Here is a 25851-nt window from a genome sequence, read left to right on the forward strand (position 1 = left end):
CGTGCGCGGTCGGCGATCTGCGGTGACCCGGCCGACGAGCGTGTCATCGCTGACCGACACGACTGCATGTCCCGCCGGGAGCCGACACCAGGGGCGGTTCCCCTCAGGGGACGGTCAGCGCCTGCCGATCAAGCGGCCGGTCCGGTCACACATGTCACCGCCGACGCCCCACCCTTCCTCATCCTGCACGGAACAGACGATTCGCTCGTCCCACCCGCCCAGGGCGAGCAGCTCGCCGCAGCGCTGCGCCAGGCGGGCGCTCGCGTCGCCAGGTCCCCGGCGCCGGCCACGCATGGGCGGGCCTGTCAGACGACGACGTCGAACGCTGCTTCACCACCCCGTTGGACTTCGCCCGCATGCTCACCACGGCTCCACCCCACTCCACTCACCCGAGAAGCGGTGACGACGCGCCGACAGCGCGCCCATACGCGCTGGGGACGGCACCGAACGGCGAAGGGAAGCAGCACCAGCCCCGGGCCAACGGCCCGCCGCCCGGACGGCGGGCCGCTGAGGACGTGCCTCGCCGGGATCAGTCGACGGCCGCCGTCTCCAGACTGCGCGACGTCGCGCTGGTCCGGGCGGTGGCGGCGGGCGAGGTGCCGCAGAACCCGGCCTCCAAGGTCCCGCCCAGCGTGGTGTTGACGGTGCCGTTGTTGGAGGTGTTCGCCATCGAGGTCAGGCTGCGCGAGCCGTCGGCCGTGGTGAAGGCGTACGTGTAGTAGCCCTGGACGGTGCCCGTGTGGCCGTACACCGTGATGTCGCAGGAGAGCTTGCGCGCCCTCAGGCCGAGGCCGTACATCTGCGTACCGTCCGCGTTGACCGGGGTCATGCGCATCATCTCAGCCACCAGGTCGGCGCGGACCAGCCGGCCCGTGACCAGCGCGGAGGTGAAACGGTTGAGGTCTTCAGCGCTGGAGATCACCGCGCCGGCCGACTGGGCCCAGGAGACGGTCTGCTCCGTGGAGTCCACCAAGGGCAGGGTGGTGTCGTCCGGGCGCAGGTAACCGCGGGCGTGGGTGCCGGAGACGGTGGCCTCGGGATGTACGTAGGAGGTGGCGTGCAGGCCCAGCGGGGCGAGGATCCGCTGCTCGTAGTTGGTGGCCACGGACGCGCCGGTGACGTGCTCGATCAGCTGTCCGAGGGCGACGAAGTTGGCGTTGGAGTAGCTGTAGGCCGCTCCGGGCGTGTTGGTGAGGGGACGGGCGGCGGAGAGGTCGAGGAGTTCCTGGTAGGTGAAGACCTTGTTGCGGACCGCCTCGAAGCCGGGGACGGTCTGGGCGAACATGACGTTGGTGTAGTCGTACAGTCCGCTGCGGTGGCTGAGCAGGTGCCGGACGGTGATCGCGTCGCTGGGCAGGGCCTTCGGCAGGTACTGGCTGGCTGGAGCGTCCAGGTCGATACGGCCCTCGGCCATCAGTTGCATGACCACCACCGAGGTGAAGGTCTTGCTGACGCTGCCGATGCGGAAACGGCGGCCGGTGTCCATCCGGGTCTGGGCGGTGGTGTCCGCGACCCCGGTCACCACGTGGTAACTCCCGCCGTTGTCATCGACACGGGTCAAGGCGCCGGGAGCGCCCTGGCTGACGGCCTTCTGCTGCACTGAGCGCAGGCTGTCGGTGTTGGGGGCGGGAAGGGCCGAGGTGTCGGCCCAAGCGGGGCTCGCGACGGTCGCCACCAGGGTGGCGCCGATCAGGGCGACAGTTGCTTTCTTGAGGCGCATGCATGACTTTCTGCGATGGTTCGTGGGGGAAAGACCGTCCGATGTGCCGGGACGGCACATCGGACGGGCACGCGCGCGGAGCACTGACCGGGCGGAAGACGTACCGTCAAGCGAAGTGCGGTCGTCGCGCGGCGTCGTGACCATACTGGTTGGCGGGGCGTGCACGATTCGTCGGCGAGTCTCACCTCTGCGGGAAGCCAATGCTTTCGCCGCGCCCGAACCAGTGTCCTTCGCCTGGTCAGGGCCGTGTCGCAGAACTGCCGAAGGTCGGCAAGGGACTGTGGAAAATGCCTTGTTCTCGCCAGTCGCCGTGCGCGACACCACCATCGGTGACAGGCACCGTATGTGATCGGCCGTCGCCTCCTTCTAGGCAGTGTTCGCCGATGTCGTTCGCCGGCCCGGCCTGGACCGTATGCGACGTCCGCGTGGCCCTGCGGACGGCTCGTCGAGAAGGCCTTCCCGGGCGGCGTGGGCGCCTCGTGTCCCGTTACCGGAGGAACCATGTCCAGTCGTGTGACGGACGACAGCGACCTGTCGCGCTACGAGATCTTCGAGGGAGAGGAGCTCGCCGGCCTCGTCGAGTACCACCGCTTCAAGGACGAGATCGCCTTTCTGCACACCGAGATCGAGGAGCGGTTCGCGGGCCGGGGACTGGGCGGCACGCTGGCCCGTGCCGTCCTCGACGACGCGCGGCGGCAGAACCTCCGGGTGATGCCCTACTGCCCTTTCATCCGCAAGTTCATCAAGAGGCACGCGGAGGAGTACACGGCGTTGGTCCCCGAGGGCGAACGGGCCCGCTTCGGCCTGTGACCTGGTCCTCCGGGCACGGCCGCGGTGAGCGTGGCTCCGAGGAGTACAGTCCGTCGAAGGAGTTCCGCCACACCTTCGCCGCCGCGAGTGCCCTCGTGGCCGGTACGGACCGCCCTCCGCCCCGGGCCGAAGCCAGCCGCCGGCTTCGTTTCCCGTGGCGGTGGGCAGTTTTCCCGCCCACCGCCGGGGCGGCGCGGATCAGGTCCGGGCCCGTGAGGCCGGGGTGAAGCGTACGGGCAGACGTACCGGGCCGCGTGTGATGCCTGCCGGGAGCCATGCGACCGGCTCGGCCTGGTCGGCCCACGCCAGGTCGGGCAGGCGGGACAGCAGGACGCGCAGCCCGATGTCGCCTTCGAGGCGGGCGAGCGGTGCCCCGATGCAGTAGTGGATGCCGTGCCCGAACGAGGTGTGCCGGGCCTGCTTGCGCAGCACGTCCAGCCGGTCGGGCTCGGCTCCCGGCCCGACGGGGGCGTCACGCCCGGCCGACGTGAGCGCGACGGTGACCGTGTCGCCCTGCTTGATCACTCGGCCGCCGAGTTCGAACTCCTCGGTCGCGAACCGGGTGGGCGTCAGTTCCAGGGGCGGGTCGTAGCGCAGGAACTCCTCGACGGCGCCCGGGATGTGCCGCGGGTTCTCCCGCAGCACGCGTGCCTGGTCGGGGTGGTCGAGCAGGGCGACCACGGCATTGCCGAGCAGGTTGACGGTGGTCTCGTGACCGGCGACGACGAGGATGACCGCCGTTCCCAGCAGCTCGGTCTCGGACAGCCTGCCGGAGTCCTCGTCGCGCACGGTGATCAGCCGGGACAGCAGGTCGTCGGCTGGCTCGCGGCGCTTGGCGTCGAGCAGTTCGCGCAGGTAGCCGTTGAGGGCCAGCAGGCCGGCGCGCTGCTGTTCGGAGGGAGCGCCCATCGAGTGACGCGTCCAGGCCAGCAGGTCCGCGCGCGCCTCCTCGGGTACGCCGAGCAACTCGGAGATCACCGTGATCGGCAGCGGAGTGGTGTAGTCGGCGACGAGATCGGCGCTGCCGCGCCCGGCGAAGGAGTCGATCAGCTCGTGGGCCAGCTCCTCCATCCGTGGAGCCAGCTTCTCCACCGCCTGGCTGGTGAACACCCCTGAGACCAGGCGGCGTAGCCGGGTGTGTTCGGGCGGGTCCGCCATCAGCATGTTGCCGCCGAAGCCGCTCCCGGCGAGGAGGATGTGCCGCCCGGAGGCGCGCAGTTCGTCGGCGAAGGGTTCGGGGTTCTTGCTCAGCTTGGGGTGGGCCAGGGCCTCACGGGCCAGCTCGTAGCCCACCACCAGCCAGCTGACGGTGCCGTCCGCCATGCGGGCGGGGAGGATCGATCCGTGCCGCTCGCGCAGCTCCGCGTACCAGGTGTGGGCATGAGCCTTGAATTCCGCCCGGCCGACGCGGGGCATGCCCGCGTCGTGGACGGAGGAGTCTTGCGTGGTCATGCTGCACTCTCCGCCGGACCGCCGCTCACCCACCAGATCGTTTCCCTGCCACTTCGCGTTCACCGGGCGCTCGGTCAGACCGCTTTCCGCCACCCGTGGCCGTGCGCGCACCACCGTCCGACGGCGCCGCGTGGGAGACAACCCGGGCCCGGCACGGGTTCACCCTCGTCCGCACGGTGACCAGAACCGGTACCACGCACCTGCCGGCGAGAGCGACAGTTCGCCGTCCGGCCACGACAGCCGATCATCCTGGATGACCGCCGGAACCATGGGGCCTCATCGGCCAAGTCCAGCGCTTGATCGGTCGTTTGCTCGCCCGCCGCGTACGCGGGACGGCAGGCCCCGCGCCCCAAGTGGCTTGCGCCGCCTACGTAATGGTCACCGATGCCGGGCGGGGGAGTGACTGGGAGAGTCGCTGGGACGGCCGAGGTCAAGGCCGTCACCGATACGACGACGGAGATGACACATGCCTGCCAACGACATCACCTACACCGGTCTCGACGCCCTGCTGGAGCCCGAGAAGTCGGTCCTGCTGCTCATCGACCACCAGGGCGCGCAGTTCGCCGGCATGCGCAGCATGGACGCCAACCTGGTGATCCACAACGTCACCGCCCTGGCCAAGGGTGCCAAGCTGTTCGACGTCCCCACCATCCTGACCACGGTGGTGGAGGACCGCGGCGGCCACATCATCCACCAACTGCAGGACGTCTTCCCGGACCAGAAGCCGATCGACCGCACGGCCATCAACACCTGGGAGGACCAGCGGGTCGTCGAGGCGGTGGCCGCCACCGGCCGCAAGGACCTCATCATGGCCGGGCTGTGGACCGACATCTGCCTGGCCTGGCCCGCGATCCACGCCCTGGCCGACGGCTACCGCGTGTTCGCCGTCACCGACGCCTCCGGCGCCACCACCACCGAGGCCCACGAGCGTGGCATCGAGCGCATGATCCAGGCCGGCGTCATTCCTACCTGCGCCGGCACCGTCGTCTCCGAGTGGCAGCGCGACTGGGCCCGCGAGGAGACCGTGCCCGGCATGACCGAGATCCTCCTGGAGCACGGCGGCAGCTTCGGCACCAGCCTCGCCTGGGAACTGCAGCTCCTCGGCCAGAACAAGGGCTGACCCGGGCAGTACCCTCCAGCAGATTGTTGACGCGACAACATAAGTGAGGATACTTTCGTTGACGCGTCAACCAGTTCGGGTGGTGGGCCGCGCCGGTTCCGGGGTGCGGCCCGACGCCGACGGCTTCGAGGAGCTCACATGAACATCACCGTGATCGGGCGGGGACACGTCGGCGGCGGGCTGGCCCGCCTCTGGGAGAAGGCCGGCCACCGCGTGACCGGCCTGGGCCGTGAGGGCGGCGACGCCTCGGACGCCGAGGTCGTCGTGGTGGCCGTACCCGGCCACACCATCGCCGAGGCCCTCGGCACGGTCACCGGTCTGTGCGGGCAGGTGACCATCGACGCGACCAACCTGTACACCGACCGCGACGACGCCTTCCCTTCCCTCGCCCACCAGGTCAGGTCGATCATCGGCGGTCCCACGGCGAAGTCCTTCTCCACCGTCTTCGCCTCCGCCTATGACCGGATCGGCGAACAGCGGGTCCCCCCGGGCAACTTCTACGCCGCCGAGCCCGGGGCGAAGGACATCACGGAGCAGCTCATCCGCGACGCGGGCTACGACCCCGTCTTCATCGGGGACCTCACGCCCGGAGCCCGGCTGCTGGAGGACAGCTCCGGCCTGACACGGGCCCTGGCCGCGCAGATCGGCCCCTTCTTCTACCGCTACGCCGCTCCCGGGCAGCTGTAGAACCCGGCATGCCCCACCGCCACACCCCGACCAGCCCTGCGGAACGGAACCACGATGACCAAGATCGCCATCATCCTCGGCAGCACCCGCCCCGGCCGCAACGGCGAGGCCGTCGCCCACTGGGTGTACGACATCGCCAAGCAGCGCGACGACGCCGAGTACGAGCTCGTCGACATCGCCACGTACAAGTTGCCCCACCTCGACGAGGCCACCCCGCCCTCCCTGGGCCAGTACACCCAGCCGCACACCAAGGCATGGGCCGAGAAGATCGCCTCCTTCGACGGCTACGTCTTCGTCACCCCGGAGTACAACCACTCCACCTCGGGCGCCCTGAAGAACGCCATCGACTTCCTCTACACCGAGTGGAACAACAAGGCCGCCGGGTTCGTCAGCTACGGCAGCGTCGGCGGCACCCGTGCCGTCGAACACCTGAGGCTGGTCATGGGCGAACTCCAGGTCGCCGACGTCCGCGCCCAGGCGGCCCTGTCCCTCTACACCGACTTCCAGGACTTCAGCGTGTTCCGTCCGGCGCCGCACCAGGAGGAGGCCGTGGGAACCGTACTCGACCAGGTCGTCGCCTGGAGCGGGGCCCTGGCACCCCTGCGTGCCGCGTCCGGTACGGCCACCGCCTCCTGATGAGCGGCGGCGTTCTCGGCGGCTAGGTGGTCGTGGTCGCCTGACCGCCGTACTACGACCGCCCGCATCCCGTCCGCCCGCACCCCGAGGAGCAGGCCATGCACGACCACGACATCAGTGAGGCCGCGAAGGCCGTCGTCCGGCGCAACACCGAGGAAGTCCAGGGCGGCGGCGACTACGAGCTGTACGACCGGCTGTTCTCCGACGACTTCGTCGACCACACGCCGCAGCCCGGCCGTACCGCGGACAAGGCGGGTGCCCTGGAGCTGTACAAGACGCTGCGCCACGCCTTCCCCGACTTCCACGCCGTCATCCACTGGCAGGCCGCCGACGGCAACCTGGTCACCACCTACAAGACCTACCACGGCACGCACCAGGGCGAGTTCTTCGGTGTCGCCCCGACCGGCAGGAGCATCCGGTTCGAGACCGTCGACGCCATGCGCGTGGTCGACGGGAGGATCACCGAGCACTGGGGCGTCGCGAACCTCTTCTCCCTGATGGAACAGCTGGGCGCCGGGCTCGCCACACCGTGACCGCGGTGCCCGGCCGCACCGACCCGCCGCCCGTACGCCACGGCACCGGTTGCGGCCCCCAACCCGTGCGGGGCCGCGGCCAGTCCGCTCGACCTGCGACGCTGGACCAAGAGCGGTACCCAGGCGGAGCCGGACTTCAGGGCCGGCCGAGGCGGGCTTCCAGCTCCGGTTCGGCCAGCCCCATGCGTGAGGCGAGGCCGCTCGCCTCACGCCATGCGTCCCGTGCCTGAGCCGGCCGGCCGAGCCGGTCATCGACGTCGCCCAGGACCCGCAGCGCGGCGATCAGGGGCCGCCGGTGGCCGTGCTCCCGGCAGAGGCGGACAGCCGTCCGGGCATGGTCCGCGGCGTCATCGAGGCTTCCACGGACCAGATGCGCCTGGGCCATGCCCGTGTGCGTGCGCGCCACCGCCTGATGGTGCTCCGCGTCCCGCAGGAGGACCAGCACACGGCTGTAGGCGGCGAGGGCCCGGTCATCCCGCCCCAGCAGATGGAGCACCTGGCCGAGCCGGTTGCACGCCCACGCCTCGTTGTGCGTGTGCCCTTCGGCACGGTTCAGCTCCACCTGCCGTTCGGCGGCGCGCAGCAGGTCCTCGTCCACGTCCCCCGACCCGACACGCACCTGGATGAGGTTGCCCTCGATCACGGAGACCAGCGCCCAGCTGTCCTCGTCCAGGCCGGCCGCCGTGCGCACCGCCTCCTCCAGGCTCTCCCGGCTTCCGTGAGCGTCCTGCCGGGCGAAGGTGAGGTAGCCGCGGACGTTCTGGGCGTAGGCCAGGGTGAGCCGGTCCCCGCTGTGCCCGCACAGGTCTGCGGCGAGGTTGATCTGCTCCTCCGCCTCCGTCGTGTGCCCCGTCTCGGCGAGCGCGTGGCCCAGGGCGTAGCGTGCCCTGCCCTCGCACGCCGGGTCGGCCTGTGCGACGGCCGCGTCGACAAGGGCCTCGGCGACGAGGATCACCTCCTGCCAGCGGTGCACGTTCTCCAGGAAGACGTCCAGCCGCAACAGGAGACAGGCCGCCCGGACGGTGTGGGAGGAGGCGGTGAGCAGCAGGGCGGCCAGCGCGTCGTCGGTGACGTCGGAGCCCCAGGCGAGGGCGTCGCCGGCGTCGGCGAGCCGGGGGCCGGCGCTACGGGGGACAGCCGGTCCGTGTCCCGGCCCGTCCGACGGCCCGGGCGTGTCCCGGGCGCTGTCCGCGGAGGACAGCAGCGAGGGGACGGAGTGGCCCGGGAGGACGTGCGGATAGGCCTGCGCCGTGCCCGCGAGGTAGAAGTCGAGCAACCGGCCGAGCGCCGCGTCGCGGTCCTCGCGGGACATCTGCGCGGGTCGTTGACTGCGGGCGAAGAGGCGTACGAGATCGTGGATCCGGTACCGCTGCCGGGCCGGACGCTCCAGCAGACCGGCGTCGGCGAGATCGCGCAGTATTCCGTCGATGTCCTCCGCCCGCCGGTCGAGCAGCGCCGCCGCGGCCCACGGATCGACGATGCCGGTGGTGGTCAGCGACAGCAGGTGCAGGGCTCGGCGCGCGGCCGCTGACAGGCGCCCGTAGGCGAGGGAGAACACCGCTTGCAGGGACGCCTCGCCCGCCTTCAGGTGCCTCAGCCGACGGGCCGGCTCCTGCAACTGCCGGGCGAGCTGGGCCGGTTCCCAGCCGGGGCGGGCGGCCAGCTGGGAGCCCACGATTCGCAACGCCAGCGGCAGGTGCCCGCAGGCGGCCGCGATGCCGCTCAGGTCCGTGGCGTCCGGCCCGTCCGGTGCCTCGGCACGGCCGGACACCCGCAGGAGCATGTCGACGGCCTCGTCCGGCCGGAGAGTGGTGAGGGCGATCCGATGGGTGGCCGGGACGTCTCCGAGTCCGGCACGGCTGGTGATCAGTACGGCGCAGGTGGCCGCCGTGGGCAGCAGGGGCAGCACCTGTGCGGCGTCACGGGCATTGTCGAGGACGACGAGCAGGCGGCGGTGGGCGGTGAGCGCCCGGTAGAGGGCGACACGACCGTCGTGATCGTGCGGAATGCGCTCGTCCGGCCGGCCCAGCGCGCGCAGGAAGGATACGAGGACCAGGCCACTGTCCGCCGAAACGTCCCCGCCACCCGCGAGATCGGCGTACAACTGGCCGTCCGGGTACCGCACGACGACGTCGTGCGCACAACGTACGGCCAGGGCGGTCTTGCCCACTCCTCCCATGCCGGTGACGGCGACGATTGGCATCAAGGCGTGGCCGGGACCGCTCAGGACCTCCCGCGCCTGTGCGCGCTCCCGTGCCCTGCCCGTGAAGTCGGGCACGGCGTAGGGCAGTTGGCGGGGCACGGACCTGTGGCCGGTCGCGGCGCCGCCCCGGGCCTCACCGGTAGGGAAGCGAGTCATGCCCTCAATGATCGGCGACCCGGGCGATGTGCCATCCGAGTGGGTGAGCACCCGACACCGCCATGGACCGGGTGGTGGGGGAGCGGCGCGGGGGCCGGATCGCGTCACGACGGCGTTATTCGGCCAACACTCGCCCCCCTTTCCTCCCGCCCGGCAACCACGCGACCGGTCCGTTCCTCTGACAGCGCGGGCGGAGCGACCGCCTCTCACGTGACGGCCCCGGGCGCGGACCTCGCGGACGCGCCGCGCCGCATGCTCCCTTCTCACAGCACCGGAGAACGAGGAACCCATGACCAGAAAACGCACCGCTCGGCTGCGGCGAACGCTGCTCGCCGGCACCACGGCCGTCGCCGTGACAGCCGTTACGGCCGGCATCGTGGCCGCGGCGCAGGAGCCGGCGAAGGCCGCGGCGGGCCCCAAGCTGAGCCTCGTGGCGGCGACCACGTCGGTGACGCTCACCTCCTGGAAGGAGGAGCCGGGGGTGTACCTGGACCTCGGCACCTACCTCGTCGCCGAGGGGACCCCGCTGGAGCTCAAGGTGACCCGGAAGTCCTACAAGGATCCGGTGGCTGTCACCCAGACCGTGTACGAGGGCGGCAAGGCCAAGGCGAAGAAGCTGCCCACGGGCACGGTGAAGGACTTCTCGGGGCTGCCCGGCTTCGCGGAGATCACCCTCACCGACAAGGCCGGCAAGAAGGTCCTCACCCGTAGCGAGAGCTTCTGCCCCAACAACGCCAGCGGCCGCGTGCGGCCCGACGCGCCCTCCACCTCCAAGTATCCGGAGAGCTGCCCTCCCAACCCCTTCACCCTCGGCTCCGTGTGGGGCATCCAGAAGGGCTGGGCGGCCAACACCTACGCGGGCTCCTACACCGAGCCGGCGGAGCTGCCGGCCGGTACGTACACAGCCAAGGTCGGTGTCGCGAAGAAGTACCGCGACCTGTTCGGGATCGCCGACAAGCCGGCCACGGTCAAGGTGACCGTGGTGGAACGCAGCGAGGACGACGGGCGTTCCACCGCGGCGGTGCCCCGCTCCGCCAAGGTGGGCGAGCACGCCGGGCACGCTGCCGGCCACCACGCGCCGGCCGCGCACGCCGGTCACGGGCCGGGCCACGCCCCGACCCCCGCCGAGGCCGCCGCTCCGGTGACGAGCGGTGCCGGTCCCTCGTACAACGTGGGCCACGGTCCGCTGAAGGCCGCCCCGCCGGCCCTGCCGTGGGCACTGAAGAAGCAGCAGAAATCCGCACAGTCGCCGCAAGCCGAGGACGCCGCAGGCCGGACCGACGGCTCGCGTCAGGCGCCCGCTCTGAAGCCGCTGTCGAAGCGGCCCACCGGCAAGGCCTCCGTCCCGGACGTCCCCAAGCCGGATCTGCGTTCCCTGCCCGCCTACGGCATCACCGTCAGCGACGGCTACAAGGACATCCCGGGCAAGGACTACCTGGCGTTCAGCGCCAACGTCTGGAACGCCGGCCCGGCCCAGCTCGTGGTGGACGGGTTCCGCTCGCCCGGCAAGGCCAAGATGGACGCCTTCCAGTACTTCTACGACGCCAAGGGCAAGCAGGTCGGCTACACCCCGACCGGCACCATGGAGTGGGACCCGCGCCCCGGGCACGTGCACTGGCACTTCACCGACTTCGCCAGTTACCGGCTGCTGAAGGCCGACAAGAAGGAAGCCGTGCGCAGCGGCAAGGAGGCCTTCTGCCTGGCCAACACGGACGCGATCGACTACACGGTGAAGAACGCCAACTGGCGCCCGTACAACACGGACCTCGCCACCGCCTGCGGCCAGGAGAACTCGATCTCCGTCCGTGAGGTGCTCGACGTCGGATCCGGCGACACGTACACCCAGGACCTGCCGGGCCAGTCGTTCGACATCACCGACGTACCCAACGGCACCTACTACATCCAGGTGCTGGCCAACCCCGAGAAGCGCCTGAAGGAAACCAACCTCGACAACAACAGTGCCCTGCGGAAGATCGTGCTCGGCGGCGAGCCCGGCAAGCGGACGGTCACCGTGCCGGCGCACGATCTGGTGAACGCCAACTGACCCCGCCATCCGGCTGAAAGGCCCTGTCCCCGCCCCGAGACCAGGGCGGGGACGTCCGGCCTCGGGCGGCATCCTCCGAGGACGCATCAGTTCGGACATGACTCGGGCGCCGCGTGCCGGCCGGCACCGTACGACCTCAGGGCCGGAGCGGCAGGCTCGCGCAGTCGGAGGTGGCCTGCTTGCCGTTGAGACGGTCGGTCAGCCAGCCGATGGCGTCCCCCTGGTCGGTGAGCAGCGGCGTGAAGTGATTGATGAGGGCGCTGCCCAGACTGGGCAGGACGACGGGCTTGTAGGTCACGTCGGCGCCCTTGGCGCACCAGTCGGCCGCGAGCCGGCGCGCCTGCGCGTGGGGTACGAGGTTGTCGCTGGTGCCGGTGGCCACCCGCACGGGGGAGGCGGGCTTCATGGTGCCGATGCGCTGGTCGTCCAGGAAGCCCTTCAGTGTCGGTTCCGCGTTGACGATGTCGGCGAGGGAGCGCCCGTCGACGGTCCACTTGGTGCTGCGCGCCCCGTTGTACGCCAGCAGCGCGTCACCCACGCACATGGTCGACAGATCCTTCAGCGCCGCCTTGCCCGCCGTGTTCAGATGGGCGTTGGCGATCGGCTCCAACGCGGGGTCGGACTGCAGGAAACCGTTGACCGACCAGCCCAGGGCGCCGGCCAGTTCGCTGCCGTCGATGGACTTGGTGACCTCGATCAGGTCGGCGGGCGGGGCGCCCGCCGAGGTGCCGGCGAGGGTGATGTCGGGTGCGTAAGAAGGCTGCAGTTCGGCTGCGGCCGCGGTGGCGCCGCCGCCCTGGCTGTAGCCGAACAGCGCCACGCGCGAGGCCGGGGTGACCGAGGTGCCGCTCAGGGAGCGCGCGGCACGGACGGCGTCGAGGACCGCGTGCCCCTCGTCCACGCGGTTGACGTAGGTGTGCAGCCGGTCCGTGGCTCCGAGTCCCGCGTAGTCGGTGACGACCACGGCGATACCCCGGGCCAGCAGGCGGTAGACGGCCAGGTTCTCGTAACCCACCGACAGGGTCTGGCCGTTGACCAGCAGGGGGTGCTCAAGGCCGAGGGACGCGGCGCACTGGTCGCCCTGACCCATGGTGCCGGGCGCCACGACGACCAGGGGGCGTGCTCCGCTGCCCCTCCAGGTGACCGTCGGTTCGATGTAGGCGCCGGTGACGGCCACCGGACCACCGCTGGAGTCGGTCGACTTGTACATCAGGCGGGTGGCGGTGCCGGGCAGCGGTCCGGTGAGGCCGGGCAGGCTCAGTGCGAGGGGCAGCGGTTCGCTGCGTATCACCGTGCCGTTCGCCGCCGGCAGGTGGGCGGGCGGGGTGTAGAACGCCGGGATGGTGACACCGCGCGAGACCACGGCGTCGGACCGCGGTGCTGCGGCGGCGGGCAGGACCGTGGCGCACAGGCAGGTGGCGGTCGTGACGGCCGCGGTCAGCAGACGTGCGGAAGAGGGCATGGGGGATCTCCGAGGCGGTGGGGAGGCCGAGCCCTCGGCTGCGGCTCGGGCGATGAACGGCTCGTGAGGCAGGGGTCTGCGGCACGGGGCCGCGGTCGTCCGGCTGCTGCCCCGCACCGTTGTTGGACGAAGTGTCAGGACCGTAACCGTGAGGGTGTTACCCGGGGTAGCCTTCGGTAGGTTACGGTTCGGTAATATAGCGACGGCGTCTAAGCCGCCCGCCGCGCGAGCGGCGCCTGGTGCGGACCGCCGGTCCGGGGCTTGCCGGGCGATGCAGGTGCTCGCCTGCCGCATGGGCGTAAACAGTGCCGCTGGGGCGCAACAGTGCCGATGGAGGCTGCTCCAGCGCTCCGTACGGCGCACCAAGCACAGGCGTGAGCACCCCGTGGGCACTCTGTGCGCCTTACCGATTCCTCTGCGTGACCCCCATGATGGGCGGGCACCGCTCATGACCCAGGCGACCGGCGGTCCCACGCCCTCCCGACCGGGCGGACAGGCCGCGGAAGGAGCTCACCGTGTTACTTCTCATCTCCCCGGACGGCGTCGAGGAGGCTCTCGACTGCGCGAAGGCGGCGGAGCATCTCGACATCGTCGACGTCAAGAAGCCCGACGAAGGCTCCCTCGGCGCTAACTTCCCCTGGGTCATCCGGGAGATCCGCGACGCCGTACCGGCGGACAAGCCGGTGTCCGCCACCGTGGGGGACGTCCCGTACAAGCCCGGCACGGTGGCGCAGGCCGCGCTCGGCGCGGTCGTCTCGGGCGCCACCTACATCAAGGTCGGCCTCTACGGGTGCACGACGCCCGACCAGGGCATCGCAGTCATGCGCGCGGTCGTCCGGGCGGTGAAGGAACACCGCCCCGAAGCACTGGTCGTGGCCTCCGGTTACGCCGACGCCCACCGGATCGGCTGCGTCAACCCGCTCGCCCTGCCCGACATCGCCGCCCGCTCCGGCGCCGACGCCGCCATGCTCGACACCGCGATCAAGGACGGGACGCGGCTGTTCGACCACGTCGCGCCCGACGCCTGCGCCGAGTTCGTCCGACGCGCCCACGCCGCCGGCCTGCTGGCCGCCCTCGCGGGGAGTGTCCGGCAGAGCGATCTCGGCCCGCTGACCCGCATCGGCACGGACATCGTCGGGGTGCGCGGAGCGGTCTGTGAGGGCGGCGACCGCAACGCCGGACGGATCCGGCCGCACCTGGTGGCCGCCTTCCGCGCGGAGATCGACCGGCACGCCCGTGAGCACGCGGCCGGCGTCACGGCGGCGAGCTGACCGCGCGCATGCCGAACTCGCAGCCCGACCGCGCCCCCGGACACCGGGCCGCGCTCCTCACCGTCGTCGATCCCGCCACCGGGCAGGTCTTCGACGAGGTCCCCGACCAGCCACCGCACGTACTGGAAGCCGTTGTCGAGCGGTCCCGCCGGGCCTGGCACGGCTGGCGCGCCGACCCCGCCGCCCGCGCTGCCGCGCTGCGCGCCGCGGCCGACGCCGTGGAGGCGGCCGACGACGACCTCGCCCGGCTGCTCACCCGTGAACAGGGCAAGCCCCTGGCCGAGTCGCACGCGGAGATCGCCCGTACGGCGGCACGCCTGCGCTACTTCGCCGGCCTGGCCCCGAGAACCCGGCCGATCACCGACGGCCGTGACGTGGACAGCGAGATCCGCTGGCGACCCCTCGGCCCCGTCGCCGCGATCGTGCCGTGGAACTTCCCCCTCCAGCTCGCGGCGGCCAAGTTCGCCCCCGCGCTCGCGGCGGGCAACACCGTGGTCCTCAAACCGTCCCCCCACACCCCGCTGGCCACCCGGTTGCTCGCCGCCGTCCTCGCCGACGCACTGCCCGAGGACGTGCTGACCGTCGTCACCGGCAGTGAACCGCTCGGCGCCCGGCTGGTCCGCCATCCCGGCATCCGCCACGTCACCTTCACCGGCTCGGCACCCACCGGCCGGGCCGTCGCCGAATCGGCGGCGGCCTCGCTCGCCCGGGTCACCCTGGAACTGGGCGGCAACGACGCCGCCGTCCTGCTGGACGACGTCGAGGTGGACCGGATCGCGGACCGGCTGTTCTGGGCCGCCTTCCGCAACTGCGGGCAGGTCTGCATGGCGGTCAAGCGCGTCTACGCCCCCGCCCGGCTCCACGCCCAGGTCGTCGAAGCCCTTGCCGAGCGAGCGAAGTCCGTCCGTGTCGGGTCCGGGCTCGACCCGGAAACCCGGATCGGCCCGGTCAGCAACGCACCCCAGCTGGCCAGGGTCGAGCAGGTCACACGGCAGGCCTTGACGGCAGGCGCCCAGGCTGCGGCCGGTGGTCACCGACTGGAGGGACCGGGCTACTTCTTCGCCCCCACCATCCTCACCGGCGTCCCGCCCGACGCCCCGCTGGTGACCGGCGAACAGTTCGGACCGGTCCTGCCGGTGCTGCCGTACCGGAACCTCGACGAAGCCGTCGACGCCGCCAACGGCACCGACTTCGGGCTGGGCGGTTCCGTGTGGGGCACCGACCTCGACCGGGCCGAGGCGGTGGCCGACCGGCTCGAATGCGGCACGGCCTGGATCAACCACCACGCCGAGCTGTCCCTCGCCCAGCCCTTCGCGGGCATCAAGGACAGTGGCCTCGGCGTCGCGGGCGGACCGTGGGGGCTGTACGGCAATCTCAGGCCGTTCGTCGTCCACCGCCCCCAGGAGACGCGATGAGGTTTCAGGCGGCGGTTTTGCGCTCCTACGAGGACCCGTTCACCGTCGAGGAGGTGGAGCTGCGAGCGGAACCCGCCGTCGGCGAGGTGCTGGTCGAGATCGCCGGCTGCGGCATGTGCCGGACCGATCTCGCGGTCCGGCGATCGGCCGGCGGCAGCCCGCTCCCCGCAGTCCTCGGCCACGAGGGAGCGGGAGTGGTGGTGCGGACGGGCGGCGGCCCGGACACCGCGATCGCCGTAGGTGATCACGTCGTGCTCAGCTTCGACTCCTGCGGGCAGTGCCGCAACTGCCGCGGCGCGGCCCCCGCCTACTGCGACTCCTTCGCCTCCCTCAATCTCTTCGGGGGACGCGAGGAAGACCCGCCGCGCCTGACCGACGCAGCCGGGGGAGCGCTCGCCCCCCGGTGGTTCGGCCAGTCCTCCTTCGCCGAGTACGCGCTCGTCCCGGCCCGCAACACCGTCCGCGTCGACCCCGCGCTGCCCGTCGACCTGCTCGGACCACTCGGTTGCGGTTTTCTCACCGGCGCCGGTGCCGTGCTCAACACCTTCGCCGCCGGCCCGGGCGACCCCGTCGTCATCCTCGGCGCGGGAGCCGTGGGTCTGGCAGCGGTGATGGCGGCGACCGCCGTCGGCGCACCGACCATGGCCGTCGACCTGCACCCCCGACGACTGACCCTGGCCGAACGGTTCGGTGCGATCCCGCTGCCCGCCACAGCGCCCGGACTGGCGGAGCGGATCCGGCGCCTCACCGACGGCGGCGCGCAGTACGCGCTCGACACCACGGCCTCCGCCCCGCTCATCAACGACGCCCTCCGGGCGCTGCGCCCCACCGGCACGCTCGGCCTGGTGGCACGGCTCCGCACCGCGCTGGCGCTCGAACCGGGCACGCTCGACCGGGGCCGCAGCATCCGCCACATCTGCGAAGGGGACGCCGTCCCGGCACTGCTGATCCCGCAGCTGATCCGGCTCTGGCAGTCCGGACGCTTCCCTTTCGACCAGCTCATCCGCACCTACCCGCTGGCCGACGTCAACGAGGCCGAACGCGACTGCGACGCCGGCCGCGTGGTCAAACCCGTCCTGCTTCCCGGCGTGAAGAGCCGGTGAGCGCGGCACACACAGCACCGCGGACCACCCACCGCACCCGACGAGCAGGCAGCTCGCGGCCCCACTCCCGCCAACGGAGGAGACATGACCGGCACGGCGCCCCGCCACACGGACGTGGAAGGCGTGGACGAAGGGGTGGGCCTGACCGCCCTCCTGGTCGCCGCGGCACGGGCGATCGAGACCCACCGCCACGACCGCCTGGCCCAGGACACCTACGCGGAACACTTCGTGCGCGCCGCCCCGGCGTGCGCGGACTGGCCGGTGCGCATCGAGCAGGTCCCGGACGGGGACGCCAACCCGCTGTGGGGACGGTTCGCCCGCTATTTCGGCCTGCGCACCAGGGTCCTCGACGACTTCCTGCTCCGGTCGGTACGGACCGGCCCACGGCAGGTGGTCCTGCTGGGCGCGGGGCTGGACACCCGTGCCTTCCGGCTGGACTGGCCGTCCGGCTGCGTGGTCTTCGAGATCGACCGGGCGGGCGTACTGGACTTCAAGCGACAGGTGCTCACCGACCTGTCGGCCACCCCGAGGACGGAGCGCGTCCCCGTGGCGGCCGACCTGCGTGCCGACTGGGTCGGCTCACTGACCGGCGTCGGCTTCGACCCCGCCGCGCCGAGCGTCTGGCTGGCCGAGGGACTCCTCTTCTATCTACCGGGACCGGCCGAGACGTACCTCCTCGACATGGTGGACAGGCTGACCACCGCAGGCAGCGCCCTCGCCTTCGAAGCCAAGTGGGAGAAGGACCTGCTGGCGTACCGCGACAGCTCCATCTACACGGCGACGCGCGAGCAGATCGGCATCGACCTGCTCCATCTCTTCGACAAGGGGCCACGACCCGACTCGATGAACACCCTGACGGCCCAGGGCTGGTCCGCCTCGGTCCACACCCCCTTCGACTTCACCCGCCGCCACGGCCGCGGCCCCCTTCCCGAGCCGAACGACGCGCTGGAGGGGAACCGGTGGGTCTTCGCACACAAACCGCGGGCATGAGGCAGCCAGTGCTTCCGAGCCCGGGGGCGCCCCAGTGCCCGGCGATCGATCGTGCTGACGGGCCGGGTCAGACGGCCGGGGCAGCCACCAACCGGTCGCCCGGGATCCCGGCCAGGTCCGGTGCGTAGTAGTCCTTGATGCCGGCGGCCCACGTCGCCACGGTGATGCGGTCCTCGGTGTCGGGACCGAAGGCGTCGAAGAGGGCGTGAATGTTCGCTTCCTCGAAGCCGATCGCCGTCATCAGCGACACGAACAGGGGGCGTTCGATCAGGCCGTCTCCGTCGGGGTCGCCGAGCGCGGCGAGCGCCTCGGCGAACTCGGCGATGGCAGGCCCGAAACGCTCGGGGTCGAGCACGAACGGACGGAACTCGTCCAGCGTGATGACACCGTCACCATTGGCGTCCAGTTCGGTGGCCAGCGTCGTCCAGTAGCGGCGGAACGCGGCGTGCATGGCGGCCTTGGCTCTGTCGTCCGACGCGGCCGCCGCCGCCAGAACACGGTCCGACATCAAGTCGAAGTCGCCGGAGTCGACGACCCCGTTCCCGTTGACGTCGAAGAGGGAGAAGACCAACTCGACCCGCTTGGCGGCTTCCCTTTGCATGTCCGTCCCCTGTCTTTCGTGACCCGCGCACGCGCCTTTCCCGATCAGCGTGCGCAGCTGCCATGTCCCATGGAACCGCAACAAAAAGGGTGCAGGTTCTCGATCTTCGATTCTGGTGACAAAAGGACCGCGGGACGAGCGAGTGTGACAAGTCGGATTCGAGTCGGTGACCGCTGCTCGGGCTGGAGCGGTGGACGCGGCCTACGAATCAGTCGCGTGGTCAGGGGTACTCCGCACCAGGTCCCACTACCTCAAGGTGTTCCGGAGAGTCATGACGCAACGAACGGGCAGTGAGAAGGGCAACCGGTTCTGCAAGGCGTGCGGCACGCCGGCTGAGAACGGGAAGTTGTGCAGCCACTGCGGCACGGTCCTGGAATTCCCCGAAGAGGGCGGGTTGGTCGAAGATCAGGGCGCCGCGGTGCGACGTGACTTCGAAAAGCGGTCCGAGCGGTAGGACTCGGGGCGATCAGCTCCAGCTCATGCACCCGGCTGCCGCGCGTCAGGGATCCCGAGGTGTCCGCGCTTCGATTGCCCTGACCCCGGCCGGAGTTCCGTCCGGGGCGAACGCGTCGTGGAAGGTGAAGGCGCGTGGCGTGGGGCCGTGGCCGTGGAGGTGTTCCAGCCGGGCGACCCCGTCCCGCCAGACGGGGGTCGCACTGCCGGAGAGCCACCAGCACACGTGGCTCGGATGTCCCGTCCTCTCGAACCACTCGTAGCGCCTGGCGAGCGCTGCGCGGTGCAGACCGGTGTGGACGGCGTCGAAGGCCGGGCGCAGACCGGTCCAGAGGGAGAGGGTCGCGGCGAGGGCGGTGGTTTCCGCCGTACGGCCCTTGCCGTACCAGGTCGGTACGGCGAAGTCCCCCCAGCTACCCCAATCCGCCTCGAAGAGCGCGCCCCGGCGGGCGTCCGCCGCGTCGGCGTGCGCCAGGTATCCGGGGTGCTGACTGATCTGCGGGTAGACGGCCCCGCCGATCTCGTAGAACTCCCGCGTGGAGGGCGCGGGATCGGCGAGAGGCCTCTTCAGGACGCCGAAGGTGTACAGCGCAAGTCGGGACACGCGTCTCTCCCTGGTCGGAGTTGCCCGGCGTGGAGCAGGCTGGAAGACCCCGTGCGACCGTGAGGACTGCCGGGGACCAGGTGAAGGTAGCCGCCCGGGCGAGTCCTGTCGACGTTGCGTTTTCCCAGGTCACGTGCCCTCCTGTACCGGCCGCGGTGCGCCGGTTCCATCGCCGTCCGGTGCGGACGGACGGGAACTGGTCCGGGTGCGGGGCACGTCGGTCTCGGGTCCTGTCCGCGGACTTGGGTCGATCGTCAGGTTTCCGCAGACGGGTCGCCGAGGGTGTCGCCGTAGAGCCGGAACAGGCGCGGGCTCTCCGGCCCGCCGCCGGCGGTCCGGCGCAGGCGCTGCCAGCAGTCGGCGGTGAGACGGCGAGCCCGGGTGCCGGGCCATGGCTGCGGCAGCAACTCCGGGGGGAGCAGCGGGTCGGGCTCCATGGCCCGGGTGAACTCGGCTGCGAGCTGGACGGCCATGGCCAGCCGTCCGGCCGTCGCATGCTCGGCGCCGCCGGCCCCCTCCAGGGTGTCCAGCTCGGTCAGGCACCGCCGCGCGAAGGCGGTGAGCCGTTCGTAGCGGGTGGCGATCTCCTTCAGCGGCCACAGTGCGGCCGCCAGGCCGACGGGGTCGGTGAGGGTGCCGACGCGCAGGTCGGTGCTGGTGAGAAAGGTCAGGGAGTCCAGGACGCCCAGGTGACGGGCGTGGGCCTCGACGACGTCGGTGACCGGGTTGGCGGTGACGTAGAGGCCACCCTGAAGGGGTGCCGCGCCGAGGTGGAGGAGGGTGTCGCGCAGGGCGTCGCGGGTGGTGCGGCGGGATTCGGGGATGGCGAAGGCGAACAGGTGCCAGACGCCGTCCCAGTGGGCGTTCCCGGAGTCCTGCCGGTAGGCGTGGCGTACGTACTCCACGTTCGGCGCGAGGGCGCCGGTCGGGTCGGCGACGGCCCGCAGTACGGCCTTGCGCCCGCGGCCGTCCTGGGTGAACCGACCGTCAGCCACCAGGCGTTTGACGCACAGCCTCACCTGTTGATCGGTCATGCCCAGCAGGCCGGCGACGCTGTACAGCTCACCGGCGTCCACGGTGCCGTCCTCCCGCACGAGCGCGTGCACGAGCAGCCGGGTGGGGACCTCCGGACCGGGCGCGCGTTCCGTGCCGGAGCCGGAGCCGGAGCCGGAGCCGGAGCCGGAGCCGGAGCCGGAGCCGGAGGCGGGAGCGCCGGGGGCCGTCACCGCTGCCCCCCGCCTGCCCGGTCCGCCTCCGACACGGGGCGGTACATGGTCGTCACGGCGCCGAACCCCAGCAGGCGGCGCAGGTAGGGCGTCTGTTCGGTGTGCCGGGCGACGAAGCCGTGCCGTTCGTACAGGGCGCGGGCACGGGGGTTGGTGTCGATGACATCCAGACGGATGCGACGGCAGCCGTTCTCCGCCGCGATGGCGGCGACCTGCTCGAGCAACAGGCTGCCGATCCCGACGCCCCGGTGGCGCGCGTCCACGGCGATGCCGTCCATGACGAGTTCCCCCTCCCGCGGGGTGCGTTCGAACAGGGCGAGGACCGCGAGCCGGGGCAGGCCGCGGAACAGGCCGTAGGAGGACAGGACGTCCCGCACGGTGCCGCCGGTCAGGGCGCGCCCGCCGAGCTGGTAGCCCGCCACGCCGACCACCGTGCCGTCGACGAGGGCGGTGACGCCTCGGTCGTGCCGCACGTGCGCCGCGATGAAGGCCTGCCCGGTGTCCGGGGGGTTGAGGGCGGGGCCGAGTTTGCGGCCGAAGGCCTCCCAGTACAGCGCGGCCACCTCTTTCTCGCTTCCCTCGGGCACACCGCGTCGGCATGTCACCGCGTCCATGCTCACTCCTCGTTCCTGCCGGTCCTGCCTCGCCTTGTGCTATCAATCATAAGACGTTCATTCTCGATACGAGCGTTTTTGAGTCGATAGATCGGAGCGGTCGATGCCAGGACGACGACGGGGGAGGACCCGCGCGGGGCGGGGGCGGCGCTGTCTGCTGTGGATGCTGGCGGGCGCCCTGCTGGTGGCGGGCTGTCTCGGCGGGATCGCGGTGTGGCAGAACACCTACGCCCTCCGGGAGGAGCGCGTGGTGTTACGGCACCACGGTCAACGCCTGGAGGGGGTGCTGGCCCGCCCGCCGGCAGGTGAGGGGCGGTTCGGGCTGGTGGTCTTCGTACACGGGGACGGACCCGTCGACGCGACCCACGACACCTTCTACCGGCCCCTGTGGGAGTCGTTCGCGCAAGCGGGGTACGCCTCGCTGTCGTTCAGCAAACCGGGTGTCGCGGGATCGGAGGGCGACTGGCTCGAACAGAGCATGGACGACCGCGCCGCGGAAACCCTCGCCGCCGTCGCCTGGGCCCGCAGCCGTCCCGACATCGACGGCCGTCGCATCGGAGTGTGGGGAGCGAGCCAGGCCGGCTGGGTCCTGCCGAAGGTGGCCGCCAGGGACCGGCGGCTTCAGTTCGTCATCGCCGTGTCGCCGGCCGTCAACTGGGTCCGGCAGGGCCGCTACAACCTCCTCGCCGAACTCCGCCGGGAAGGCGCCGACCAGCGGCGCATCGACCAGGCGATGCGCCGTCGCGAGACGACCTTGCGCCTTCTGCGGCGAGGCGCGTCCTACGAGGAGTACCGCGCGGCGACCGGTGATCTCGGTGACGCGGATGACAGCGGTGACACGGGTGACGTCACGCCCGGCCGGTGGCGCTTCATCGCGAAGAACTACACCGCGGACGCCGTCGCCGATCTGCGCGCCATGAGGAACACCCGAGTCCTGCTCGTACTGGCCGGCCACGACGTGAACGTCGACGTCACGGAGACGGAGGCCGTGTACCGCAAGATCCTTCCGGCCTCCACGCTGACCGTCGAGCACTACTCCGATGCCACCCACTCATTGGTGGACCACAACACCGAACGCTCACCGCTGCGTCTGACCGCGACCGCCGTCCTCGCACCTCGGAAGCTGTACGCGGCGGGATTCCTCGACGGTCAGGCCCGCTTCCTGCGGCGGACCGGCTTGGGGGACGGGCCGGGGGAAAGCGCCTCATGAACGCTCCCACGGGTGAAGTACCACCAGGGCGCCCGTATGGGCCAGCCCGTGCACTACGCCGGGTTCCGGCAGCCGGCCCGTGACCTGCGGGTGGGCGTCCACCACGGGGTCCACTGCGTCGGCTGCTGCGCGGGGCTGATGGTCATCCTCGTGCCGCTCGGGGTCATGAACCTGGCGGCGATGGCCGGACGGGCCCTGGTGATCTTCGTGGAGAAGCTCTGGAGCAGGCGTCCGCTGCTGTCCACGGAATCGCCTTCCTCGTCTTGGCCGTGCTGGCTGTTCCAGGACGGGCTGCTGCCCGGGTTGCAGGAACCGGCTCCCGCGATGGACGACATGCGAAACGCTGCGGCAAGCTGGAAGGGACAGACCGCCTCGCGATCCGTGTGCGGGCTCGGGACGTGCGGTCCTGCCGCTCCGGAGAAGCTCCCTCGGGCTCGATGGGAGGGGAGCGAGATGACGGAACGGCTCGGCACCACCACCCGCTGGCATCTGGCCGGCGGCTGGTTCGACGTGTGCAAGTGCGCCATACCGTGCCCCTGCACGTTCGCGCAGCCTCCGACATACGGTGACTGCGAAGGCGTACTGGTCTGGCACATCCGTGCGGGCAACTACGGCGACGTACGCCTCGCCGGTCTCAACGTCCTGATGCTGGGTGCCTTCACGGGCCACGTGTGGGCCGGCGAGCACAGCGACGCCTGTGCCGCGGTCTTCCTCGACGAACGTGCCGACGACCGGCAGCGCGCCGCGCTGCAGACGGTTTTCGGAGGTGAGGCGGGCGGTTGGCCGGCGCGGTTCGGGGAGATGTTCCGGCCCGGGATGCGAGGCATGGACATCGCGCCGGTCCGCGTGGAGATCGACGACGACCTCGCCACGTGGCGAGCCGAGATTCCCGGCCGTGTCACGGCCCATGCCGAGGCGCTCACCGGCCCGACGGCTCCGCCGGGCGCACGCGTCCAGGTGGACAACGCGCCGGGCGCCGAGGTAGGACCCGGCCAGGTCGCCACCTGGGGTCGGGCCACCGCGGACCGCGCAGACGCGTTCGGCTTCTCCTGGGACCGCTCGGGAAAGTCGGGCAAGCACTTCCCCTTCGACCGGACGGGGCCCGACTGGCGCGGCGTGCCGGGCCCGGACACGGGGGACGGCCCCAGTCGGCCCGGCGCTGGTTGAACGAGCAACCTCAATGGTGAACCGTCACGTTCGGTGTCTCGTGGGCGACTTGCCACACCGTTGTGAGCAGCAGAAACTGAAGATGATGACGTGGAGCCCACCACCACTCGACTCTGCGCCGCCCCGAGAGCACGGACGAAGGGGCTGACCGGTGGAGAACAAGCTGCGCATCCTCCTCACCGAACAGGACGCGGAAGCCGAACGCGTCGCCGAAATGACCGGCTACCTGCGTGAGGAACTGCTCGACCTCGACGTGGCCGACGTCACGGCCCTGCCCGGCGGACCGGCACCACCCGGAGCGCGCGCCGTGGACGTCGCCCAGATCGGTGCCCTGATGGTGACCCTGGGCAGCTCGGCAACCGCCCTGAACCAGGTGGTGACCGTGATCCGGTCATGGCTCGGCCGTCACCATGACACACGCCCGTCGCTGCACCTGCAGATGGGCGATGACGTCCTGGAGATCTCCGAGGCGACCGACGACCAGGTCGCGGAAGCCTTCAAGGTCTTCCTCCAGCGCCACTCCCCGGCCGGAGCCGAGCCATGACGGACACCAGACACGCCCTGATCATCGCCAACGACCGCTACACCGACCAAGGGCTGAAGAAGCTCAACGCGCCTCTCCAGGACGCCGCCTCCCTGGAGAGGGTGCTGCACGATCCGCAGATCGGCGACTTCGAGGTGGAGGTCGTGCACAACGCCTCGGCCGACCTCATGCGCCGCCGCATCCAGGGCTTCTTCAAGGACCGCGAGCGCACCGACACCCTCCTGCTGCACTTCTCCTGCCACGGGCTCAAGAGCGAGTCCGGCGAACTGTACTTCGCCGCGAGCGACACCGAGCCCCCGTTGCTGGCCGCCACCGCTGTCCCGTCCCAGTTCGTCCGCAGCTGCATGTCCACCACCCGGGCCGGCCGCACCGTGCTCTTCCTCGACTGCTGCTACGGCGGCGCCTTCTCCAAGGGGTCGACGTCCGTGCGCGCTTCCGGAGATGTCAACGTCCTCGCCTCCTTCGCGAAGGACGAGCCGGTCACCGGGCGGGGCTGGGCCGTCATCACCGCCTCCGACTCCATGGAGTACGCCTTCGAAGGCAGCGACCTGGCCGAGAACTCCGGTGCGCGGCCTTCGGTGTTCACCCACGCCGTGGTCGAAGGCCTGGAGACCGGCGATGCCGACATGGACGACGACGGCAACGTGTCCCTGGACGACCTGTACGACTACGTCTACAGGCACGTACGGGACCAGAACCCTCATCAGACCCCCAAGAAGGCCGCCGAACTGCAGGGGGAGCTGTATCTGGCGCACAGCCGGCGCGGCCGTATCAAGATCGCCACCGTCCCGTCGCCGCCCTCCTTGCGGACCGCCCTCCAGAGCGACGACGTCCTCACCCGTCAACGGGCCGTGCTCGTCCTGAACAAGCGACTCCAGGACGCCAAACTCCCCGTGGCGGAAGGCGCGCGCCAGCACCTGGAGGAGGTCGCGCGCAACGACATCCACGAGATCGCCGTCCTGGCATCCGACGCCCTGAGCGAGATCCATCTGTCGCCCTCTCCGGACTGCCTGGACTTCGGCCGCGTCCCGAAGGGCTCCACTCCTCAGAAGCGGTCCGTGATCATGCAGGGCCCACCGCTGGCCCGCCACTGCGTGGCCCAGCCCTCGGAGCCCTGGCTGCGCGTGGATCCGACGCGCAGCGGCCTGGAGGTCTCCGTCGACACCGCCACCGAGGGGCAGCTGTCCAGCGACATCGTGCTGAAAGGGGTGGCCGACGAGACGGTGATCCATGTGGAGGCGATCGTAGCGGCGGCCCACGAACCCGAGCGCGCCCGGCCCGCACCACAAGCCTCGAACGACGCGACAGCACCGGCTCACGATGCGCGTCGCGCGCAGGACACCGTGGTCATCGGGACCACGCCCACTCCGCCGCCACCCCCGCCCGCAAGGCCGCCCACGCCCCCCGGAGACCGGAAGCAGACGCACCGCCCTGCGACGTCCGGACGCGCGCCCGCCCTCGCCGGGGCCGCCCTGGCGCTCGCCGTCACGGCGATGGCCATGCTTGCCATGACCATCCAGAGGGCGGTGGCGGCCATCACGGAACGCAGTGCGGCTGGAGTCGGCGGTGAGATCGAGAACAACATCCGCGACCACGGAGCACTCACCCCGCTCATCGCCTGCCTGATCGCCGGCGGGGCGGCCCTGATCGTCGGCGCGTTGGCCCGGCATGATCTGGCGGAACGGCACGAGCGCTACACGCGGCAGGCGGCCGGCAGCACGCGGAGCATCACCTCCCTTGCGAAGGGCTTGGCCATACCGGCACTGATCCTGGCCGTCCTCGCCGGCATCACCTACCTGGCGGGCAGTCCCTCCTGGTAACTCCCCGGGC

Annotated in this window: 23 protein-coding genes and 1 pseudogene; 16 read left to right on the plus strand and 8 right to left on the minus strand. The window is 71.1% G+C overall.

What is annotated here, in order from left to right:
- The first annotated feature begins 66 nt into the window (after positions 1 to 66).
- Positions 67 to 642 (plus strand): prolyl oligopeptidase family serine peptidase, encoded by a 576-nt coding sequence (locus ACPXCS_RS23085; RefSeq protein WP_425948711.1) that lies wholly within the window; start codon positions 67 to 69, stop codon positions 640 to 642.
- Here ACPXCS_RS23085 and ACPXCS_RS23090 read toward each other — a convergent pair.
- Positions 530 to 1720 carry a serine hydrolase domain-containing protein gene (locus ACPXCS_RS23090; protein ID WP_425948709.1) on the minus strand — a complete coding sequence of 397 codons (1191 nt, stop codon included), beginning with the start codon at positions 1718 to 1720 and terminating at the stop codon, positions 530 to 532. The genes ACPXCS_RS23085 and ACPXCS_RS23090 overlap by 113 nt on opposite strands.
- 501 nt (positions 1721 to 2221) lie before the next feature.
- Here ACPXCS_RS23090 and ACPXCS_RS23095 point away from each other — a divergent pair.
- On the plus strand, positions 2222 to 2530 hold the full coding sequence (locus ACPXCS_RS23095; protein ID WP_425948708.1) for a GNAT family N-acetyltransferase: 309 nt from the start codon (positions 2222 to 2224) through the stop codon (positions 2528 to 2530).
- A gap of 198 nt (positions 2531 to 2728) precedes the next feature.
- Here the strand turns inward: ACPXCS_RS23095 and ACPXCS_RS23100 are convergent, their stop codons facing one another.
- Positions 2729 to 3982: a cytochrome P450 family protein gene (locus ACPXCS_RS23100; protein WP_425948707.1), complete on the minus strand. Its 1254-nt coding sequence runs from the start codon at positions 3980 to 3982 to the stop codon at positions 2729 to 2731.
- Between the two features lie 466 nt (positions 3983 to 4448).
- Between ACPXCS_RS23100 and ACPXCS_RS23105 the strand changes: the two genes are divergently transcribed.
- From ACPXCS_RS23105 to ACPXCS_RS23120, 4 genes are all read left to right on the plus strand, one after another.
- The gene (locus ACPXCS_RS23105; RefSeq protein ID WP_425948706.1) at positions 4449 to 5102 is read left to right on the plus strand and encodes a hydrolase; all 654 of its coding nucleotides are present in this window, start codon (positions 4449 to 4451) and stop codon (positions 5100 to 5102) included.
- 138 nt (positions 5103 to 5240) lie between these two features.
- Positions 5241 to 5789 (plus strand): dinucleotide-binding protein, encoded by a 549-nt coding sequence (locus tag ACPXCS_RS23110; protein ID WP_425948704.1) that lies wholly within the window; start codon positions 5241 to 5243, stop codon positions 5787 to 5789.
- 54 nt (positions 5790 to 5843) lie between these two features.
- Complete coding sequence (locus tag ACPXCS_RS23115) at positions 5844 to 6425, plus strand: NADPH-dependent FMN reductase (protein ID WP_425948703.1); 582 nt, start codon at positions 5844 to 5846, stop codon at positions 6423 to 6425.
- Positions 6426 to 6523: 98 nt separating this feature from the next.
- Complete coding sequence (locus ACPXCS_RS23120; protein WP_425948701.1) at positions 6524 to 6958, plus strand: ester cyclase; 435 nt, start codon at positions 6524 to 6526, stop codon at positions 6956 to 6958.
- Positions 6959 to 7094: 136 nt separating this feature from the next.
- Here ACPXCS_RS23120 and ACPXCS_RS23125 read toward each other — a convergent pair whose 3' ends face one another.
- On the minus strand, positions 7095 to 9317 hold the full coding sequence (locus ACPXCS_RS23125; protein WP_425948700.1) for an ATP-binding protein: 2223 nt from the start codon (positions 9315 to 9317) through the stop codon (positions 7095 to 7097).
- A 289-nt stretch (positions 9318 to 9606) separates the two neighbouring features.
- On the opposite strand from ACPXCS_RS23125, the gene ACPXCS_RS23130 reads away from it, so the two are divergent.
- Positions 9607 to 11361 (plus strand): lysyl oxidase family protein, encoded by a 1755-nt coding sequence (locus tag ACPXCS_RS23130; protein ID WP_425948698.1) that lies wholly within the window; start codon positions 9607 to 9609, stop codon positions 11359 to 11361.
- A gap of 136 nt (positions 11362 to 11497) precedes the next feature.
- Here the strand turns inward: ACPXCS_RS23130 and ACPXCS_RS23135 are convergent, their stop codons facing one another.
- Positions 11498 to 12823, minus strand: coding sequence for an alpha/beta fold hydrolase (locus ACPXCS_RS23135; protein WP_425948696.1), 1326 nt, complete (start codon positions 12821 to 12823; stop codon positions 11498 to 11500).
- A 515-nt stretch (positions 12824 to 13338) separates the two neighbouring features.
- On the opposite strand from ACPXCS_RS23135, the gene ACPXCS_RS23140 reads away from it, so the two are divergent.
- From ACPXCS_RS23140 to ACPXCS_RS23155, 4 genes are all read left to right on the plus strand, one after another.
- The gene (locus ACPXCS_RS23140; protein ID WP_425948694.1) at positions 13339 to 14094 is read left to right on the plus strand and encodes a (5-formylfuran-3-yl)methyl phosphate synthase; all 756 of its coding nucleotides are present in this window, start codon (positions 13339 to 13341) and stop codon (positions 14092 to 14094) included.
- 8 nt (positions 14095 to 14102) lie between these two features.
- On the plus strand, positions 14103 to 15509 hold the full coding sequence (locus ACPXCS_RS23145) for an aldehyde dehydrogenase family protein (protein WP_425948692.1): 1407 nt from the start codon (positions 14103 to 14105) through the stop codon (positions 15507 to 15509).
- Positions 15506 to 16612 (plus strand): NAD(P)-dependent alcohol dehydrogenase, encoded by a 1107-nt coding sequence (locus ACPXCS_RS23150; protein WP_425948691.1) that lies wholly within the window; start codon positions 15506 to 15508, stop codon positions 16610 to 16612. The genes ACPXCS_RS23145 and ACPXCS_RS23150 overlap by 4 nt, the downstream gene beginning before the upstream one ends.
- A gap of 84 nt (positions 16613 to 16696) precedes the next feature.
- Positions 16697 to 17602, plus strand: a complete 906-nt coding sequence (locus ACPXCS_RS23155; protein WP_425948689.1) for a class I SAM-dependent methyltransferase — start codon at positions 16697 to 16699, stop codon at positions 17600 to 17602.
- Positions 17603 to 17669: 67 nt separating this feature from the next.
- Here the strand turns inward: ACPXCS_RS23155 and ACPXCS_RS23160 are convergent, their stop codons facing one another.
- The 4 genes from ACPXCS_RS23160 to ACPXCS_RS23175 form a co-directional block, all read right to left on the minus strand.
- On the minus strand, positions 17670 to 18203 hold the full coding sequence (locus ACPXCS_RS23160) for an EF-hand domain-containing protein (RefSeq protein WP_425948688.1): 534 nt from the start codon (positions 18201 to 18203) through the stop codon (positions 17670 to 17672).
- Between the two features lie 499 nt (positions 18204 to 18702).
- Entirely contained in the window at positions 18703 to 19260 is a 558-nt protein-coding gene (locus tag ACPXCS_RS23165) for a DUF3291 domain-containing protein (RefSeq protein WP_425948686.1), read from the minus strand.
- A 254-nt stretch (positions 19261 to 19514) separates the two neighbouring features.
- Positions 19515 to 20372: a PaaX family transcriptional regulator C-terminal domain-containing protein gene (locus ACPXCS_RS23170; RefSeq protein WP_425948890.1), complete on the minus strand. Its 858-nt coding sequence runs from the start codon at positions 20370 to 20372 to the stop codon at positions 19515 to 19517.
- A 110-nt stretch (positions 20373 to 20482) separates the two neighbouring features.
- A complete protein-coding gene (locus ACPXCS_RS23175) occupies positions 20483 to 21100 on the minus strand; it encodes a GNAT family N-acetyltransferase (protein ID WP_425948684.1) in 618 nt (205 codons plus the stop codon).
- A 103-nt stretch (positions 21101 to 21203) separates the two neighbouring features.
- Between ACPXCS_RS23175 and ACPXCS_RS23180 the strand changes: the two genes are divergently transcribed.
- The 5 genes and pseudogenes from ACPXCS_RS23180 to ACPXCS_RS23200 all read left to right on the plus strand — a co-directional run bounded on the left by ACPXCS_RS23180 (position 21204) and on the right by ACPXCS_RS23200 (position 25841).
- Positions 21204 to 22310 carry an alpha/beta hydrolase family protein gene (locus tag ACPXCS_RS23180; protein WP_425948682.1) on the plus strand — a complete coding sequence of 369 codons (1107 nt, stop codon included), beginning with the start codon at positions 21204 to 21206 and terminating at the stop codon, positions 22308 to 22310.
- A gap of 36 nt (positions 22311 to 22346) precedes the next feature.
- Positions 22347 to 22646: pseudogene (locus tag ACPXCS_RS23185) on the plus strand (DUF2182 domain-containing protein); the annotation flags it as partial.
- A 117-nt stretch (positions 22647 to 22763) separates the two neighbouring features.
- Positions 22764 to 23477 (plus strand): DUF1326 domain-containing protein, encoded by a 714-nt coding sequence (locus tag ACPXCS_RS23190; RefSeq protein WP_425948888.1) that lies wholly within the window; start codon positions 22764 to 22766, stop codon positions 23475 to 23477.
- A gap of 151 nt (positions 23478 to 23628) precedes the next feature.
- Positions 23629 to 24021, plus strand: coding sequence for a hypothetical protein (locus tag ACPXCS_RS23195; RefSeq protein WP_425948681.1), 393 nt, complete (start codon positions 23629 to 23631; stop codon positions 24019 to 24021).
- Entirely contained in the window at positions 24018 to 25841 is a 1824-nt protein-coding gene (locus tag ACPXCS_RS23200; RefSeq protein ID WP_425948679.1) for a caspase family protein, read from the plus strand. Before ACPXCS_RS23195 ends, ACPXCS_RS23200 begins: the two co-directional genes overlap by 4 nt.
- Positions 25842 to 25851 lie beyond the last annotated feature (10 nt).

The organism is Streptomyces sp. DT190 (assembly GCF_049846985.1).
Lineage (GTDB): Bacteria > Actinomycetota > Actinomycetes > Streptomycetales > Streptomycetaceae > Streptomyces.